Annotated in this window: 11 protein-coding genes; 2 read left to right on the plus strand and 9 right to left on the minus strand. The window is 66.1% G+C overall.

Annotation, left to right across the window (positions count from 1 at the left end; all coding sequences use genetic code 11):
• Positions 1–148: 148 nt before the first annotated feature.
• Entirely contained in the window at positions 149–1324 is a 1176-nt protein-coding gene (locus ACIOVF_RS02495) for an acyl-CoA dehydrogenase family protein (RefSeq protein ID WP_401287215.1), read from the plus strand.
• Positions 1325–1334: 10 nt separating this feature from the next.
• Positions 1335–2435 carry a sigma-54-dependent Fis family transcriptional regulator gene (locus ACIOVF_RS02500; protein WP_045194273.1) on the plus strand — a complete coding sequence of 367 codons (1101 nt, stop codon included), beginning with the start codon at positions 1335–1337 and terminating at the stop codon, positions 2433–2435.
• 90 nt (positions 2436–2525) lie between these two features.
• Here ACIOVF_RS02500 and ACIOVF_RS02505 read toward each other — a convergent pair whose 3' ends face one another.
• The 9 genes from ACIOVF_RS02505 to ACIOVF_RS02545 all read right to left on the minus strand — a co-directional run bounded on the left by ACIOVF_RS02505 (position 2526) and on the right by ACIOVF_RS02545 (position 14144).
• Positions 2526–3878: an MFS transporter gene (locus tag ACIOVF_RS02505; RefSeq protein ID WP_052676499.1), complete on the minus strand. Its 1353-nt coding sequence runs from the start codon at positions 3876–3878 to the stop codon at positions 2526–2528.
• A 61-nt stretch (positions 3879–3939) separates the two neighbouring features.
• Positions 3940–5148, minus strand: coding sequence for an acyl-CoA dehydrogenase family protein (locus tag ACIOVF_RS02510; RefSeq protein ID WP_401287218.1), 1209 nt, complete (start codon positions 5146–5148; stop codon positions 3940–3942).
• Between the two features lie 26 nt (positions 5149–5174).
• Positions 5175–6836, minus strand: coding sequence for an ABC transporter ATP-binding protein (locus ACIOVF_RS02515; protein WP_045194277.1), 1662 nt, complete (start codon positions 6834–6836; stop codon positions 5175–5177).
• Positions 6833–7723, minus strand: coding sequence for an ABC transporter permease (locus tag ACIOVF_RS02520; protein WP_093381314.1), 891 nt, complete (start codon positions 7721–7723; stop codon positions 6833–6835). The genes ACIOVF_RS02515 and ACIOVF_RS02520 overlap by 4 nt, the downstream gene beginning before the upstream one ends.
• A gap of 23 nt (positions 7724–7746) precedes the next feature.
• A complete protein-coding gene (locus tag ACIOVF_RS02525) occupies positions 7747–8802 on the minus strand; it encodes an NADP(H)-dependent aldo-keto reductase (RefSeq protein ID WP_195884530.1) in 1056 nt (351 codons plus the stop codon).
• 28 nt (positions 8803–8830) lie between these two features.
• Complete coding sequence (locus ACIOVF_RS02530) at positions 8831–10174, minus strand: LLM class flavin-dependent oxidoreductase (protein ID WP_401287223.1); 1344 nt, start codon at positions 10172–10174, stop codon at positions 8831–8833.
• 19 nt (positions 10175–10193) lie between these two features.
• Complete coding sequence (locus ACIOVF_RS02535; RefSeq protein WP_401287225.1) at positions 10194–11477, minus strand: acyl-CoA dehydrogenase family protein; 1284 nt, start codon at positions 11475–11477, stop codon at positions 10194–10196.
• A 22-nt stretch (positions 11478–11499) separates the two neighbouring features.
• Positions 11500–12432, minus strand: coding sequence for an ABC transporter permease (locus ACIOVF_RS02540; RefSeq protein ID WP_093381307.1), 933 nt, complete (start codon positions 12430–12432; stop codon positions 11500–11502).
• On the minus strand, positions 12429–14144 hold the full coding sequence (locus tag ACIOVF_RS02545; RefSeq protein ID WP_401287228.1) for an ABC transporter substrate-binding protein: 1716 nt from the start codon (positions 14142–14144) through the stop codon (positions 12429–12431). Before ACIOVF_RS02545 ends, ACIOVF_RS02540 begins: the two co-directional genes overlap by 4 nt.
• Positions 14145–14175 lie beyond the last annotated feature (31 nt).

Raw genomic sequence — 14175 nt, forward strand, 5'->3', positions numbered from 1 at the left:
TAAAATTAAAAAGAATAAATACTTACGAATATAGAACAAAACGAAATATACAAATCGACATATCGAAAGACCTACAAGTTATTTATTTTCAGTTTTTTAGATCCTTTAGCATCGGTACCAATCCTCATCGAGCAAGTGAGCGCCACCTTTGCACCGCACTCCATCGACCCCTTTGCACATCGCCCGGGAACTGGCCAGCGAGTTCGCCCGCAACGCCGTCGAGCGCGACCGCCAGGGCGGCACGCCCAAGGTTGAACGCGATGCCATCCGCAGCAGCGGCCTGCTGGCCTTGAGCATCCCTCGCGAGTTCGGTGGGCTGGGCGCCAACTGGAGGCAAACCTTCGAGGTGGTTCGTGAATTCGCCCGGGTCGACAGTTCCCTGGCCCACGTGTTTGGTTTTCATCACCTGATGCTCGCCACCGTGCGCCTGTTTGCCACGCCCGCGCAGTGGCAGCCATGGTTCGAACTGACCGCGCGCAAGAGCTGGTTCTGGGGCAATGCCCTCAACCCGCTGGACACCCGCACGGTGGTCAAGGACCGTGGCAGCTTTCGCGAGTTCTCCGGTAAAAAAAGCTTCTGCTCCGGCGCCAGCGATTCAGAGATGCTCATCGCCTCGGCGGTGGACGAGAGCGCCGGCGGCAAGCTGTTGATTGCGGCGATCCCCAGCGGGCGCACCGGCATCACCCTGCACAACGACTGGCACAACATGGGCCAGCGCCAGACCGACAGCGGCAGCGCCAGCTTCGAACGGGTGCGGGTGGAAGAAAGCGATCTGCTGCTCGACCCCGGTCCCTTGAGCACGCCGTTCGCCTGCCTGCGGCCGCTGATTGCCCAGCTGCATTTCGCCAATATCTTCCTCGGCATCGCCGAGGGCGCTTTCGAAGAGGCCCGGGATTATGCCCTGCGCGAGTCGCGGCCATGGTTCAAATCGCTCGCCGAACAGAGCAGCGCCGACCCGTATGTACTCAAGCATTTCGGCGACTTCTGGGTGCGCCTGCAGGGTGCGCGGCTGCTGGTTGACCAGGCCGCCCAGGAGCTGGACCAGGCCTGGGCCAAAGGCGCGGCGCTGAGCGCCGAACAACGCGGGCGCCTGGCGGTGAGCATCGCGACCGCCAAGGTCGCCGCCAGCCGCGATGGCCTGGAGATTTGCAGCAAGGTGTTTGAAGTCACCGGCGCCCGCGCCACCCAGGCCTCGGTGGGCCTCGACCGGCACTGGCGCAACCTGCGCACCCAGAGCCTGCACGACCCGCTCGACTACAAGCTGCACGAACTCGGTGAATGGGCCCTGCGCGGGCAATTGCCGACTCCGACCTTCTACTCATAGTGTGACCGCCATGCAATTGTTGACCCTACCGCCCTCCCCGGCCCTGGCCACCTCGATCCGCGCCACCGCGCAGGTGTTCGAAGACCCCAAGTCACGGGCCTTGCTGGCGCACCTGCAGCGGGTCGCGCCGAGTGAAGCCAGCGTGCTGATCATCGGCGAGACCGGCACCGGCAAAGAGCTGGTCGCCCGGCACATCCACAACCTCAGCGGCCGGCGTGACAAGCCTTTCGTGGCGGTCAACTGCGGAGCGTTTTCCGAGTCGCTGGTCGAGGCCGAATTGTTCGGCCACGAAAAAGGCGCGTTCACCGGCGCCCTCAGTGCCAAGGCCGGCTGGTTCGAAGAAGCCAACGGCGGCACCTTGTTCCTCGACGAGATCGGCGACCTGCCGATGCCGATCCAGGTCAAGCTGTTGCGCGTGCTGCAGGAGCGCGAAGTGGTACGCCTGGGCTCGCGCAAGAGCATTGCCATCGATGTGCGGGTACTGGCCGCTACCAACGTGCAGCTGGAAAAAGCCATCAACGCCGGGCACTTTCGCGAAGACCTGTACTACCGCCTCGACGTCGTCAGCCTGGAACTGGTGCCACTGCGTGAACGCCCGGGCGACATCCTGCCGCTGACCCGCCACTTCATCCAGGCCTACAGCCAGCGCCTGGGCTACGGCCAGGTCAGCCTCAGCGGCGAGGCCGAAGCCAAGCTGCGCAGCTACGGCTGGCCGGGCAACATCCGCGAGCTGGAAAACGTCATCCATCACACCTTGCTGATCTGCCGTGACGGCGTGATCCGCCAGGAGGACCTACGCCTGTCGAACATGCGCATCGAACGCGCCGACGACAGCCCCGGCAGCGATGATTCGGCGGAAGGCTTGCTGGCGCGGGCTTTCCAGAAACTCTTCGAACAACCTGGCGGCGCCTTGCACGAGAAGGTTGAGGACGCACTGTTGCGCGCGGCCTACCGCTTCAGTCATTACAACCAGGTGCACACCGCCAACTTGCTCGGCCTGAGCCGCAACGTCACCCGCACCCGGCTGATCAAGATGGGCGAGCTGGCGGTGAATCGCCGGCAGCCCGGGGGCAGTACCCAGGGCGAGCGGGTGCTGAATTTGTCGATCTAATGGCCTTATCACAGGCCCTGCACCCATCCTGTGGGAGCGGGCTCGACCCGCGATCGAGCGCGCAGCGGTCGCAGTCCAGTCGAGAAAAGCTCAGCGGTAGATCTCACTCCCCGCATCCGCCGCCAGCGTGCGAAACACCAGCGCCGAAGCCATGCACAGCAGCGCCCCGACGCCAATCACCAGGGCGATATCCGCCACCGTCACTTGCTGCTCACCTTTCAAGCTCATCAACACACTGAGCAGTGAAGCAGCCACCCCCACCGACAAGCTCATGGTCAACTGCACCGTCGCCGCCGACAGGCTGCTGGCGCGGCTGTGCAGTTCGGCGGGCACGTCGGCATAGCTCAGGCCACCCATGGCGCTGAACTGCAAGGAGCGGATCAGGCCGCTGGCGAACAGGATCAACACCACCAGCCAGTACGGCGTGTCGAGGTTGAAACTGGCGCAGGCGCCCAGGCTCAAACCGGTGAACAACGCATTGATACTCAAGGTGCGGCGAAAGCCAAAGCGGCGCACGATACGCACCGCCAGCAGCTTGACCACAAAGGCACCGACACCCCCGGTGAAGGTCAGCAAACCGGCATGCAAAGGGCTTAAACCAAAGCACAGCTGGAACAACAACACCATCAAGAACGGCTGCGCCGCCGTGCCCAGGCGAAACAGGTTGCCACCCCAGAAACTCACGGCAAAACTGCCTACGCGCAAAGGCGAAAAGTCCAGCAGCGGCTGGGCGCAACGCCGGGCATGGCGCACATAGAGCAGCGCTGTTATTAGCCCGATCAGCAGCAACAGCAGCACCCAGCGCCGCGCCAGCAAACCATGGCCGAGCGCCTCGAAGCCGAACACCAGTGACGCCAGGGCCACACTGGCCAGCAGCAAGCCGTGCAGGTCCAGGCGTTGCTGGCTGTCGCCGGGGTAATCGGGAATATGCCGCAGCACCAGGTACACCCCGAGCACGCCGATGGGCAGGTTAACCAGAAAAATCCATTGCCACGACAGCAGCGTCACCAGCAGACCGCCCAGCGGCGGCCCGAGCATCGGCCCCACCAGTGGCGGGATGGTCAGGTAGGACATGTTGCGCAGCAGCTGCTCGCGCGGCGACCAGCGCAGCAGGATCATCAAGCCCACCGGCACCATCATCGCCCCCGCCGCGCCCTGACACAGGCGCGCCAGGCACAGTTGCAGCAACGACCCGGCCAGGGCGCAAGCCAGCGACGACAGGGTGAACAACACTATCGCCAGCACGAACACCCGCCGCGGCCCGTAGCGGTCCGCCGCCCAGCCGCTGACCGGCACTGCCAGGGCCGCGGCGAGCATGTACAGCGACACCACCAGGTTCATGCGCACACTCGGCGCGCCGAACTCGCTGGCCATCTGTGGCAATGCGGTCATGACCACGGTAGAGTCGATCAGCTCCATCAGCAACGCACAGCCGATGATCATCGGTACCCGCCGTGATTGCCCGGTGCTGTGGGTCAACAGCGGCGCCTGCAAACTGCCCACCTCAGAACAAGCCCGACGTCGGCGGCGGCGTGCCGGTCAGTTGCCAGGCACCCACCGCTGCGGCCTTCCAGTGCCGCGGGTTGTGGTTGGCGACCGTGCGTGCGTTGCGCCAGTGGCGGTCGAGATTGTGGCTGCGGCCGGTGGTCGAGGCGCCGCCGACGTCGAACAGCAACTCGGCAGCCTTGAGCGCGGACTCGGCGGCAATGTACTGGGCCTGGGCCACGTCGATGGCGGCCTGGTCAACCTGATGTGGATCAAGCCCGCTGGCCCAGGCGCGGTCGATCGACGCCGCCGCGCGCAACACCACGGCTTCGGCGGTAAAGGCACGGGCGGCGATCTCGCCGACGCTGAGCTGCACGTAAGGGTCATCCACCGAACGCGCGGCGCTGCTGTGCTTGATCGGCCGCGCATGCTCGCGGGCAAAGCGGCTGGCGTCGTCCAGCGCATTGCGGGCGATGCCGGCCTGCACCGTGGCCAGAAACAACTGCAGGAACGGCGTGACGATGGTGCGCTTGCCCTCCTCCACCGTGCGCGTGCGGATCTCGTCGGCGTACACCACGACATTATTCAGGCGCGTGGTGCCGCTGGCAGTCAGGCGCTGGCCCATGGCGTCGAAATCGTCGAGCAACTCCAGGCCCTGGCGCTCGCGCGGCAGCACGAACGACACCGGCTGATCGTTTTCATCCAGAGCCACGGCGCTGACCCAGTCGGCGTACAGGGAGCCGGTGCTGTAGTACTTGCTGCCGCTGGCGCGGTAATGCTCGCCGTCACGCACGATGCGCGCACTGATCGCGCCATTGGCACCGCCCACTTCCCAACCGGCATTGCCTAGCACCGCGCCTTGCAGGTAGCGGGCGAACCAGCGCTGGCGCTCGGCCTCGGCGCCGTCGGCGGTTGACGACAACAAGCCTTCGACAAAACCGAAGCCAGGGCGCAGCGCCTGGGCGACGTTGGAGTCCACCGAGGCGATGCGCAGCAGCAGGCCGATCACATCGCTGACACTGCCACCCGGGCCGCCATATTGCTCGGGTATGCGGCAGGTGTAGAGCCCGGCCTGGGCAATCTGGCGTACCGCTTCATAGGGCAGCTGGCGTTCGCGTTCACGTTGCGCGGCGCCGGCGGCAATCAGCGCCAGCAGGTTTTCGGTATTGCCTTTGAGGTCGTCGAGGTTGCGACGCTCAATCGGGGGGACTGCGGATAAACCAGGCATGGACTTTCCTTGTGCAAATCAGGCGATCAGATCGCCAGGCGGAGAAATTCGAAACTGACCTTGCGACCGCTTTCCAGGTGTGGAATGGCGTCAAGCAAGGCACGGGTATAGGGGTGTTGCGGACGGTCGAAAACATCGCGCACGGCGCCGCTTTCCACCGCCACGCCGTCTTTCATCACCAGCACCTGGTCGCTGACGTGGTTGATCACCCCCAGGTCGTGAGAGATGAACAGGCAGGCCAGGCCCAGGCGCTGTTTTAGGTCGTCGAGCAGTTCGAGGATCTGCGCCTGTACCGACACATCCAGCGCCGACACCGGCTCGTCGCACACCAGGATCTGCGGCTGCGCGGCCAGGGCGCGGGCAATGGCGATGCGTTGCCGCTGGCCGCCCGACAGCTCGATCGGGCGCCGCTCCAGCAGGCTTTCGTCAAGGCGCACCAGGGTGAGCAACTCGACGGCCTGCGGGCGCCACTGCGCGCGCAGGTGCCCGGCTACTTGCAGCGCCTCGTACAACACCCGCTGCACGGTGTAGCGCGGGTCGAAGGAGCTCAGCGGGTCCTGGAACACCACCTGGATGCTGCGGCGAAGCGCGCGTTTCTCCTGGTCATCGAGTTGCAGCCAGGGCCGGCCCTTGATCTGGATCGCGCCGCTGTCGGGGGTTTCCAGGCCGAGGATCATCCGGGTCAGGGTGGTCTTGCCCGAGCCCGACTCGCCGACAATGCCTAAGGTGCGGCCCTTGTGCAGCTGCAGCGAAACCTTGTCGACCACGGTGCGCAAGGCGCCGTCCGGGCCCTTGAAGGCCTTGCTCAGTTGCTGCACCTGCAACAGCGGCGCGCTGGTTTCCACCACCGGCGGCGCCACGGCCGCAAGTTTTGCTGCCTGCGGCCGGCGAAAATGCACGGCGGCACCGGCCTTGAGCAGGTACTGGGTGTAGGGGTGCTGCGGGTCTTGCAGCACCGCCTCGACACTGCCCTGCTCGACGATCACGCCGTTGTGCATCACTGCCACGCGGTTGGCCAGGCGCGAGACCACCGCCAGGTCGTGGCTGACAATCAGCATCGCCGTGCTGTCGCCGCGCAGGGATTCGAGCAGGCTCAAGACCTGGGCCTGCACCGTGGCATCCAGCGCCGTGGTCGGCTCGTCGGCAATCAGCAGGCGCGGGTTGCAGGCAATCGCCGAGGCGATCAGCGCCCGTTGGCGCAAGCCGCCGGAGAGCTGCCAGGGGTACTGGCGGGCGCGCAGCTCAGGTTCCGGCACGCCGACCGCGCGCAGCAGTTCCAGCACCCGCGCCTGACGCTGCTCGCGGTTCAGTGCGCTGTGCAGTTGCAGCGGCTCGGCAATCTCCTTGCCGACCGGGCGCAGGGGGTCGAGCGAGCCCAGGGCGTCTTGCATGACAAAGCCGATTTGTGCGCCGCGCACCCGGCGCCAGGCGCGCTCGTCGAACTGGCGCAGGTCCTGCCCGGCAAAGGCCAGGCGGCTGGCCTGCAACTGCGCATGGGCTCCGGTGAGCCCGGCCAGGGTGCGCGAAGTGACGCTCTTGCCCGAGCCCGACTCACCCACCAGCGCCAGGCATTCGCCCTGCTGCACGGTGAAGCTGATGCCCTTGAGCACCGGCACGCCCTGGCCGAAGCGCACCTGCAAGTCGCTGACCTCGATCAGCGGCGCGGGGTGTTGAAGAACAGCGTTCATAGGCGTTTACCTTCGTTGCGGCGCAGCAGTTCGCGGCCGATGGCGGTGATCGAAACCACGGTGAGGGTGATGGCCAGGGCCGGCCAGGCCACCAGCCACCAGGCGTTGGCCAGGTAGTTGCGGCCGATGGCGAGCATGCCGCCCCATTCCGGCTGCGGCGGTGGCGCGCCAAAGCCAAGAAAGCTCAGGGCGGCGCCGGCAACGATGGTGCTGCCGATGCCGATGGTGGCGAGAATCAAAATCGGTTTGATCGCATTGGGCAGCACGTGCCGCCAGATCACCTGCCGTCGTGGCAGGCCCAGGGTCGTGGCCGCCTCGACGTAGCCGGCATTGCGCACCACCAGGGTTTGCGCGCGCACCAGGCGCGCATAGCGCGGCACGCTGGCGATGCCCACGGCGATGATGGTGTTGAGCGCGCCCTGGCCAAAAAAGGTGATGATCACCAGCGCCAGCAACAGGTCGGGAAAGGCCAGCAGCACATCGACCAGGCGCATCACCGCGCCGTCGACCAGCCGTGGGCCGAGGCCGGCCAGCAGCCCGAGCACGGTGCCCAGCAGCAATCCCAGCGCCGTGGCACTCAGGCCCAGTACCAGCGACGGGCGCACCGCGTAGACCAACCGCGCGAGGATGTCGCGGCCGTTCTCGTCAGTGCCCAGCCAGTGCAGACTACCCGGTGGCTGGAACGCCTGGCGGGCGTTGGCATCAAGCGGGTCGGCGGCCACCAGCCAGCCTGGCTGCAGCGCCGCCAGCAGCAAAAAGACGACGAACAGCGCCGCCAGCACCAGCCCCGGGCGCACCGCCAGTGGCCGGCGCCTGGCAAAACGCGCCGGGGCCGGGATCAGGCCGCTGACCGGCAGCACCGCTGCCGTTGAATTGATCGGCGCCATCGGGCACCTCCATGAACTGAACGTTAGGGAGCCGGGTTAGGGATCTGCCGGTGGATCTGCTCGATGCGCGCCAAGGCTTCGCTACCCAGCTTCACCTGCAATGCGCCGAGGTTGTCGGCCAGTTGCGCCAGGCTGGTCTGCCCGGTCAGTGCGCTGCTGACAAACGGCTTGTTGATCACATAGGCCAGGGCCAGTTGCGCCGGGCTGATCGAAAGCTCCTGCGCCAGCGCCACATAGGCAGCGATGGCCTGATGGGCGCCGGGGCTGTCGTAGCGGTTGAAGGTGCGGTACACCGACGACAGCCGCGAGCCCTGCGGCAAGGCGCCGTTGAGGTACTTGCCGGTCAGGGCGCCGAAGGCCAGCGGCGAATAGGCCAGCAAGCCGATGTTGTCGCGCTGGCTGAACTCCGACAGGCCGCCCTCGTACAGGCGGTTGAGCAGGCTATAGGGGTTCTGGATGCTGACGATGCGCGGCAGGTTCTGCTCACGCGCCTGGCGCAAAAACTCGGCCACGCCCCACGGGGTTTCGTTGGACACGCCGATATGGCGGATCTTGCCGGCGGCGACCTGATCGGCCAGCACCTGCAAGGTCTCGGCGATGCTCACGGTTTCGCGGTCATCCTCGACATAGGGGTATTCGCGCTGGCCAAAAATATTGGTGGTGCGGTCCGGCCAGTGCAGTTGGTAGAGGTCCAGGTAATCGGTTTGCAGGCGCTTGAGGCTGCCGTCCAGGGCGGCGACGATATTGGCCCGGTCGTGGCGTGTAAGCCCCTCACGGATATGCGCGCCGGCCCCCGGCTGGCGTGCCGGGCCGATGATCTTGCTGGCCAGCACCACCTCGGCACGCCGCCCGCTGTTCGCCAGCCAGCTGCCGATGAAGCGCTCGGTGCTGCCCCAGGTTTCGCCATGGGTCGGCGTTGGGTACATCTCGGCGGTATCGATCAGGTTGATACCAGCGGCCAGCGCCGCGTCGAGCTGGCGGTGGGCATCGCTTTCGCTGTTCTGGTGGCCCCAGGTCATGCTGCCCAGCCCCAGCACGCTGACCTGAATGTCGCTGTGGCCCAATCTACGTTTGATCATGCTCGCTCCGTATCGAAAGTAAAAAGGCTCAAACCGCTTCGGCGGCGCGCCGGTACTGGCTGGTCGGGTACGGCAGGCCCAGGTGCTCGCGCAAGGTGCTGCCCTGGTATTCACGGCGGAACACCCCGCGTTTTTGCAGCAGCGGCACCACCTGGTCGACGAACACCTCGACGCCGGAGGGGAACATGTCCGGCATGATGTTGAAGCCATCGGCGGCGCCGGCACGGAACCAGTGCTCAAGGCTGTCGGCGACCTGTTCCGGGGTGCCGACGATCAGCCGGTGGCCAACCAGGATGCGCCGCGACAGTTCGCGGATGGTCAGGTTTTCGCGCCGCGCCAGGTTCAACTGAGCTTCAAGGAAACCGTGGGAGCCGCGCTCGAAATCCGCCACCGGGCCAATCCGTTCCCAGGGCAACGGCGCATCCAGCTGCAGCTCGCTGACCGCCAGGCCCACCCGCGCCGCCACCTGGTTGATCAGCCCTTCTTCGCCGTACCAGGCGTTGAGCTCGTCGAAACGCGCCTGGGCCTCGGCCTCGCTGCTGCCGATTACCGTTGACAACCCCGGCATGATTTTCAGGTGCTCGGGGTTGCGCCCCCACTGGCGGGCGCGCTGTTTCATTTCCTGATAGAACGCCTGGCCGTCGACCAGGGTGGTCTGGGTGGTGAAGATCGCATCGGCATAGCGCGAGCCGAGGGCCTTGCCGCCTTCGGAAGACCCGGCCTGCACCAGCACCGGCCGGCCCTGGGGCGAGCGCGGCAGGTTGAGCGGGCCCTTGACCGAGAAGTGCTCGCCGACAAAGTCGATGGCATGCACCTTGGCCGGGTCGGCAAAACGCCCACGGCGGGCATCGCCGATCACCGCGTCATCTTCCCAGCTGTCCCACAATTTAAGGGTGACATCGATGAACTCATCGGCCCGGGCATAACGGTCGACGTGCCGCGGCGCACCGGCCAGGCCGAAGTTCTGCGCGGCGGCATCACCGGCATTGGTGACCACGTTCCAGGCCGCACGGCCGCCGCTGATATGGTCCAGCGAACTGAAGCGCCGGGCCAGGTTATACGGGTCGTTATAGCTGCTCGAAGCGGTGGCGATCACGCCGATATGGCGGGTGGCCAGGGCTACGGCGGTGAGCAGCACGGTAGGTTCCAGGCGCCCGGCCGGATGCTGGCCAACATCGCCGATCAGCGCCGGGCCGTCGGCGAGGAAGATCGCATCGAGCTTGCCGCGTTCGGCGATGCGCGCGATGTTGCTGTAGTACTGGTGATCGAGATAGGCATTGGCCGGCACCTCGGCCTGGCGCCAGGCACCGGAGTGGGCGCCGAAACCGAGGATGTTCATGCCGATGCTCATGTGTTTTGCAGGCTGGCTCATGGCAACTCCTTGAGTGGGGTCAGACCGCGCTGGCTTCATCGCGGGCGGCGTTGTCCTGGGCGTGCAACTGGCGCCAGGCGGCACCAGGGCTGATGCCGTTGAGGTAGTAATTGCCCAGCGCCCGCTCGCGGTAGATCGCCGGGTTGTGCGAGGCCAGGGTGCGGGCATTGCGCCAATGCCGATCGAGGCGCCGGGCCTGGCTGGTGGCCGAGGCGCCGCCGACTTCAAACAGCAAGGTGGTGGCTTCGAGCACCTGCTCGAGAACAATCTGCTGGGCCTGGTAGGTGCGAATGTCGGCCTCGACGTAATGCGCCTCGCCGACCGTGCCGTCGAGCTCGGCTTCATGCACGGTCTGCAGCACCTGGGCGACATCCAGCACCAGGGCCTGGGCGGCATAGGCCAGGCTCGACAGACGACCGATCACCCGCTGCACCAGCGGGTCGTCCTTGGGGCTGGACTGGCCCGGCACGCCAAAGGCGCGGGTGCGGCCCTGGACGAAGGCCACGGCATCGCGCTGCGCGGCGCGGGCGATACCGGCCAGGGTCGCCAGGTGGTACAGCTGGTAGAAGGCCGACAGGTAGGATTCGGCGCGCAGCTCGCCGGGCTTGAAGCGCCGCAGCACCTGCTGCGGCGGCACCGCGACATTGGCAAAACGGGTAGTGCCGCTGCCGCTCAGGCGCTGGCCGAAACCGTCCCAGTCATCTTCCAGGCTGACCCCTGGCGCCGTGGTCGGCACCACCACGCTGACAAAATCCTCGTCGAGCATGGCCACCGCCGCCACCCAGTCGGCATAGATGGCGCCAGTGCAGTAGTACTTCTCACCGTGCAGCAGCCAGCCGGCCTCGGGCGCCTGCGGGTCGGCAGCGCGCAGGCGCACTGAATTGCCGGTGGTGTCGGTGCGTTCGGCCATGGCCGCGCCCCACAACTGCCCCGCCGCCACCTTGGCCAGCCAGTGCTGTTGCGAAGCGCCATCACCACTGGACAACCGGCCTTCGACAAAACCGAAGTGGGCGCGAAAGATTTGCGGCAGGTTGGAGTCGGCTTCGGCCAGGTCGATCAGCAGGCGAAACAGCACCGGCAGGCTGACCTGGGCGCCGTTCAATGCCTGGGGCACGCGAAGGGCGCCAAAGCCGGCTTCGCGCAGCCAGGCCACCGGCTCATGGGCCAGGGTGCGCTGCTGCTCGCGCTCGACCGCACCTTCGGCAATGCGGGCAAACACCGGGGCAAAACGCGCCTGCAGGTTTACGTAGTCCTGGCCTGCGTGGTTCGCAGCCAGGGCTGTTGGCAGTTCATGGGCACTCATGGCTGGTCCTTGAAATTCGGGTTCATAGGCTTTTGCTGCGCGGGTCGACCCAGTGGTTGATCAGGTCGACGAGAAAGTTGACGAGCACATAAATCGCCGCCGCCAGCAGGGTGATGCCCAGCAGCAAGGGCATGTCCTTGGTCACGGCGGCGTCGAGCATCAAGCGGCCGATGCCCTGGCGGGCGAAGAGCATTTCGATGATCACCGCACCGCCCAGCAGGCTGGCGAAAACAAAGCCTGACAACGTCACCAGCGGCACCAGGGCATGGCGCAAGGCATGCTTGAGGCGCACGCCGGTCTCGGACATGCCGCGGGCGCGGGCCATGGCGATAAACGGCTGTTCGAGGATGTCTTCCAGCTCCTGGCGCAGTACCTGGGTCAGCACCGCGGCAATCGGCAGGGCCAGGGCCAGGCTCGGCAAAATCAGCGCCTGCCAGCTGTTGGAACCGGATGGCGGCAGCAGGTGCCAGCCGAACGAAAACACCAGCAACAGCACGATGCCGATCACGAACGACGGCGCCGACGACAGCACCAGTTCAGTGCCGGACACCAGCGAGCGCACCCAGCGCGGCCGGTTGGCGGTGAGCACCGCGCAGCTCACCGCCAGCACAATCGACAGCAAGGCGGCGGCCAGCGACAGCTGCACCGTGGCGCCCAGCTGGCTGCCGATTACCTGCAGCACCGGGATGCGCAAACGGTACGACTCGCCCAGATCGCCCTGGGCCAGGCGCGCCAGGTACTGGCCGTACTGCACCCACAACGGCTGGTCGAGGCCGTATTCGGCGCGCACCTGGGCAATCAGCTCGGCGCTGGGCATGGCGTCGGGGCCGCCGAGAATCGCCAGGGCCGGGTCGCCGGCACTGAGGTTGATGGCCAGGAAGGTCAGGGTCGCCGCGCCCCAGAGCACGCCGATGCCGGCCAGCAGGCGCCAGGCCAATCGTTGCAAGCTAGTCATTTGCCCTCCGGGTCGAGCCAGACACTGGTGAAAAACGGGGTGTTGTGCGAAGTGTCGAAAATCAGCCCCTTGACCTGCTTGCGGTAGGCCAGCAGCACATGGCTCTCGAACACCGGCACCGCCGGGATGGTCTGCGCCAGGCGCTGCTGGGCGATGCGATAGAGGTCGTTCAGCGCCACCGGGTCGGTAGTCCGCCGGGCCGCGCTGAGTACCCGGTCGAGCTCGGCATCGCGAAAGCGCCCGGCGTTCTGGCCGATCAGCTTGGCGGTGCTGATTGCCTGGCTGTGATAGAGGATGTACAGGCCATCGGGGGTGTTGGTGTGCCAGTAGCCGCCGCCGATCAGCTGAAAATCACTGGCGTAACGGCGCTGGGTGACCTGGGCCAGGGGCAGCAGGTCGATGTCGATCTTGAGGCCGATCTTCTTCAGGTCGGCCTGGATGGCCACGGCGATGCTGCTCGGGTAGGCCGCGGTTTCGTAGGTCAGCAGGTGCGCGGCCAGGCGCTGGCCGTTCTTGACCCGGTAACCCTCGGCGTCGCGCTCACTCCAGCCGGCCTGGTCGAGAATGCGGTTGGCCTCGGCGACGTCATAGGCCAGTACATCCTTGAATGCCGGGTCGTAGTAGCGGGTGTTGGCGGCAAGAAAATCACCCTTGGCCAGGTACTCGCCAAAACCGGTGATCCAGGCCAGGCCGTCGCGGTCGATGGCCTTGGCCACGGCGCGGCGCACCTGCACGTCGTCGAAGGGAAAGCGCTCGACGTTGAAGGTCAGGCTGCGAAACGGGTTGGCCTTGCGAATGCGGCTGCGCATCTGCAAGTCCGGGTTGTCACGGATAGCCCGGGCGTTCTGGGTCGGGGCGTCGACGGTGAAGTCCGACTGGCCGGCTTCCAGGGTACTGAAGCGGATCATCGGCTCGGGGACGATGCTCAGCTCCAGGCGATCGAGGTAGGCCTCGCCCTGGTGGCGGGTGACTGCGGGCGCCCAGTTGTAGCCCTTGCGCTTGACGAAGTTGGCGCCCTGGTCGCGGGTGTAGCTTTCCAGCACGAAGGGCCCGGAGCCGATCGGGTGTTCGGCGATGGTCTTCGGCGCTTCGAGGATCTGCCGGGGCGAGATCATGCTCAGCCACGACTGCGCCAGCACATCGAGGAACGGCGAATACGGCTCGCGCAAGTGCGCTTCGAAGGTGTACTCATCGACGATGCGCCCGTCGACATATGGGGCGATGTAGGCAGCGGCCAGCGGCGATTTGGTCGCCGGGTCGCGCATGTGTTCAAGGTTGACCTGCACGGCACGGGCGTTGAATTTCTCGCCATCGCTGAAGGTCACGTCATCGCGCAGGTGAAAGGTGTAGGTCTTGCCGTCGTCGGAGATCTCCCAGGACTTGGCCAGCCACGGCGAGATATTGCCCTGCTCGTCCTGGTACAGCAGGCAGTCGAACAGAATGCGCCCCAGCCACTGCACATTGCCGTGGGAAATCGAATGCACGTCCAGCGTCGTGGTGTCGGAGGCCGTCGACACCCGCAGGGTGCCACCGGGCTTGCCCGGGGCGGCCTCGTAATAGTCCTGCGCGGCATAGCTCAAGGTGCCGTTGTGTAGCGTGCCGTCGATGCCACTGCTGCCCTGCCCCGGCGTTGGCTCCACCGGTTTGCAGGCGCCCAGGGCCAGCAGCACGCCAAGCACGGCGGGCACGCCCAGCCTTGCGATTACTCTCATGCGGTTCTCCTGCAGGTGCCGCGCGAACGGC

It is taken from the genome of Pseudomonas sp. NPDC087612, from assembly GCF_044743505.1.
GTDB lineage: Bacteria > Pseudomonadota > Gammaproteobacteria > Pseudomonadales > Pseudomonadaceae > Aquipseudomonas.